Origin of the sequence: Paraburkholderia sp. SIMBA_027, from assembly GCF_046535315.1 — a bacterium.
Taxonomy (GTDB): Bacteria; Pseudomonadota; Gammaproteobacteria; order Burkholderiales; family Burkholderiaceae; genus Paraburkholderia; species Paraburkholderia tropica.
This window is the reverse complement of the sequence record NZ_JAWRWY010000048.1, coordinates 1-3,702: the sequence shown is the minus strand read 5'-3', so window position 1 is coordinate 3,702 and position 3,702 is coordinate 1. Positions and strand designations below refer to the sequence as shown.

Annotated in this window: 2 tRNA genes and 2 rRNA genes; all 4 read right to left on the bottom strand. The window is 52.8% G+C overall.

The features are described from left to right. Positions 1-18 precede the first annotated feature (18 nt). Positions 19-2,898: ribosomal RNA gene (locus tag SB764_RS37935) — 23S ribosomal RNA — on the bottom strand. Between the two features lie 308 nt (positions 2,899-3,206). Beyond that, positions 3,207-3,282 (bottom strand) — tRNA-Ala (locus SB764_RS37930). Between the two features lie 38 nt (positions 3,283-3,320). After that, positions 3,321-3,397: transfer RNA gene (locus SB764_RS37925), tRNA-Ile, on the bottom strand. Positions 3,398-3,462: 65 nt separating this feature from the next. Beyond that, positions 3,463-3,702, bottom strand: a 16S ribosomal RNA gene (locus SB764_RS37920); the annotation flags it as partial.

The following is a 3,702-nucleotide window of genomic DNA, read 5'->3' as shown; positions in this document are numbered from 1 at the left end:
CAAAGACACACCTGTTATAGGATCAAGCCTTACGGGCAATTAGTATCAGTTAGCTTAACGCATTACTGCGCTTCCACACCTGACCTATCAACGTCCTGGTCTTGAACGACCCTTCAAGGGGCTCGAAGCCCCGGGGATATCTCATCTCAAGGCGAGTTTCCCGCTTAGATGCTTTCAGCGGTTATCTCTTCCGAACATAGCTACCCGGCGATGCCACTGGCGTGACAACCGGTACACCAGAGGTTCGTCCACTCCGGTCCTCTCGTACTAGGAGCAGGTCCCTTCAAATATCCAGCGCCCACGGCAGATAGGGACCAAACTGTCTCACGACGTTTTAAACCCAGCTCACGTACCTCTTTAAATGGCGAACAGCCATACCCTTGGGACCGGCTACAGCCCCAGGATGAGATGAGCCGACATCGAGGTGCCAAACACCGCCGTCGATATGAACTCTTGGGCGGTATCAGCCTGTTATCCCCAGAGTACCTTTTATCCGTTGAGCGATGGCCCTTCCATACAGAACCACCGGATCACTATGACCTGCTTTCGCACCTGCTCGACTTGTCAGTCTCGCAGTCAAGCACGCTTATGCCATTGCACTATCAGCACGATTTCCGACCGTACCTAGCGTACCTTCGTACTCCTCCGTTACCCTTTGGGAGGAGACCGCCCCAGTCAAACTGCCTACCATGCACTGTCCCCGATCCGGATTACGGACCAAGGTTAGAACCTCAAACAGATCAGGGTGGTATTTCAAGGACGGCTCCACGGAAACTAGCGTTCCCGCTTCACAGCCTCCCACCTATCCTACACAAACCGGTTCAAAGTCCAATGCAAAGCTACAGTAAAGGTTCATGGGGTCTTTCCGTCTAGCCGCGGGGAGATTGCATCATCACAAACACTTCAACTTCGCTGAGTCTCGGGAGGAGACAGTGTGGCCATCGTTACGCCATTCGTGCAGGTCGGAACTTACCCGACAAGGAATTTCGCTACCTTAGGACCGTTATAGTTACGGCCGCCGTTTACCGGGACTTCAATCAAGAGCTTGCACCCCATCATTTAATCTTCCGGCACCGGGCAGGCGTCACACCCTATACGTCCACTTTCGTGTTTGCAGAGTGCTGTGTTTTTATTAAACAGTCGCAGCCACCAGTTTATTGCAACCCCTTCACCCTCCTGGCGCAGGCCAGTCAAGCTACAAGGGCGTACCTTATCCCGAAGTTACGGTACCAATTTGCCGAGTTCCTTCTCCCGAGTTCTCTCAAGCGCCTTAGAATACTCATCTCGCCCACCTGTGTCGGTTTGCGGTACGGTCACTGTTGAACTGAAGCTTAGAGGCTTTTCTTGGAACCACTTCCAGTTGCTTCTGCTCCGAAGAGCATGGCCTCACACCCTTGAATTCCGCGCCCGGATTTGCCAAAGCGCCTTCTCCAATGCAAGGACCGGGACTTCCAACACCCGGACAACCTTCCGCGATCCGTCCCCCCATCGCATTCAACAATGGTGCAGGAATATTGACCTGCTTCCCATCAGCTACGCATTTCTGCCTCGCCTTAGGGGCCGACTCACCCTACGCCGATGAACGTTGCGTAGGAAACCTTGGGCTTACGGCGAGGGGGCCTTTCACCCCCTTTATCGCTACTCATGTCAGCATTCGCACTTCTGATACCTCCAGCACGCTTTTCAACGCACCTTCGCAGGCTTACAGAACGCTCTCCTACCATGCACATAAATGTGCATCCGCAGCTTCGGTATATGGCTTAGCCCCGTTACATCTTCCGCGCAGGACGACTCGATCAGTGAGCTATTACGCTTTCTTTAAAGGGTGGCTGCTTCTAAGCCAACCTCCTGACTGTTTTAGCCTTCCCACTTCGTTTCCCACTTAGCCATATTTGGGGACCTTAGCTGGCGGTCTGGGTTGTTTCCCTCTTGACACCGGACGTTAGCACCCGATGTCTGTCTCCCGTGATTGCACTCTTCGGTATTCGGAGTTTGCTATGGCGACGTAATCCGCAATGGACCCATCAACCATGACAGTGCTCTACCCCCGAAGGTGATACACGAGGCACTACCTAAATAGTTTTCGGAGAGAACCAGCTATTTCCAGGTTTGTTTAGCCTTTCACCCCTATCCACAGCTCATCCCCTAACTTTTCAACGTTAGTGGGTTCGGTCCTCCAGCACGTGTTACCGTGCCTTCAACCTGGCCATGGATAGATCACCTGGTTTCGGGTCTACACCCAGCGACTGAACGCCCTGTTCGGACTCGCTTTCGCTACGCCTGCCCTATTCGGTTAAGCTTGCCACTGAATGTAAGTCGCTGACCCATTATACAAAAGGTACGCCGTCACCCCTTGCGAGGCTCCGACTGTTTGTATGCATGCGGTTTCAGGATCTATTTCACTCCCCTCCCGGGGTTCTTTTCGCCTTTCCCTCACGGTACTGGTTCACTATCGGTCGATCACGAGTATTTAGCCTTGGAGGATGGTCCCCCCATCTTCAGACAGGATTTCACGTGTCCCGCCCTACTTGTCGTACACCTAGTTCTTCCTCGCTGTTTTCGCCTACGGGGCTATCACCCACTATGGCCGCACTTTCCAGAGCGTTTGGCTAACAACGAAGATAAAGAGTACAGGCTGATCCCATTTCGCTCGCCACTACTTTGGGAATCTCGGTTGATTTCTTTTCCTGCGGCTACTTAGATGTTTCAGTTCGCCGCGTTCGCTTCACATGACCTATGTATTCAGTCATGGATACTCCATACGGAGTGGGTTTCCCCATTCGGATATCGGTGGATCAAAGCTTGTTTGCCAGCTCCCCACCGCTTTTCGCAGGCTACCGCGTCCTTCATCGCCTGTGATCGCCAAGGCATCCACCACATGCACTTGTTCGCTTGACCCTATAACGGGTGTGTCTCATGATCCCCGGAGGAACCACTCAATCCACTCGCTACAGGTTGAGTATTCGTGTTGCGCCGTATTTCAAGGCAATCTTTCGATCACTTAAAAATACATTGATACAATCACAACCCTGATTCACTTACTCCACACCCATCTCTAAGTGTGTTTCAGATGAATCTCTTTACTACTTCTTCCTGATTGTTAAAGAACGACAGCCGACATGGTTTTACTCACATCGCTCTGACTGGCTCAATCGCCAATGCGTAATACCCGGTTTGTGTTTCACCGGACACTAGGCATTGAGGATTGGTGGAGGATGACGGGATCGAACCGACGACCCCCTGCTTGCAAAGCAGGTGCTCTCCCAGCTGAGCTAATCCCCCAGTCATGCATACTTCAGGGAACTGCCCGTCAGACCAGTTGGTGGGTCTGGATGGATTCGAACCATCGACCCCCGCCTTATCAAGACGGTGCTCTAACCGACTGAGCTACAGACCCCTGAGTCTGTCTTTATTACAGCCGACAAGTGTGAGCGCTTTGATACGCGAGTGCGTGAGCTCTGGAAAGGAGGTGATCCAGCCGCACCTTCCGATACGGCTACCTTGTTACGACTTCACCCCAGTCATGAATCCTGCCGTGGTGACCGTCCTCCTTGCGGTTAGACTAGCCACTTCTGGCAAAACCCACTCCCATGGTGTGACGGGCGGTGTGTACAAGACCCGGGAACGTATTCACCGCGGCATGCTGATCCGCGATTACTAGCGATTCCAGCTTCACGCAGTCGAGTTGCAGACTGCGATCCG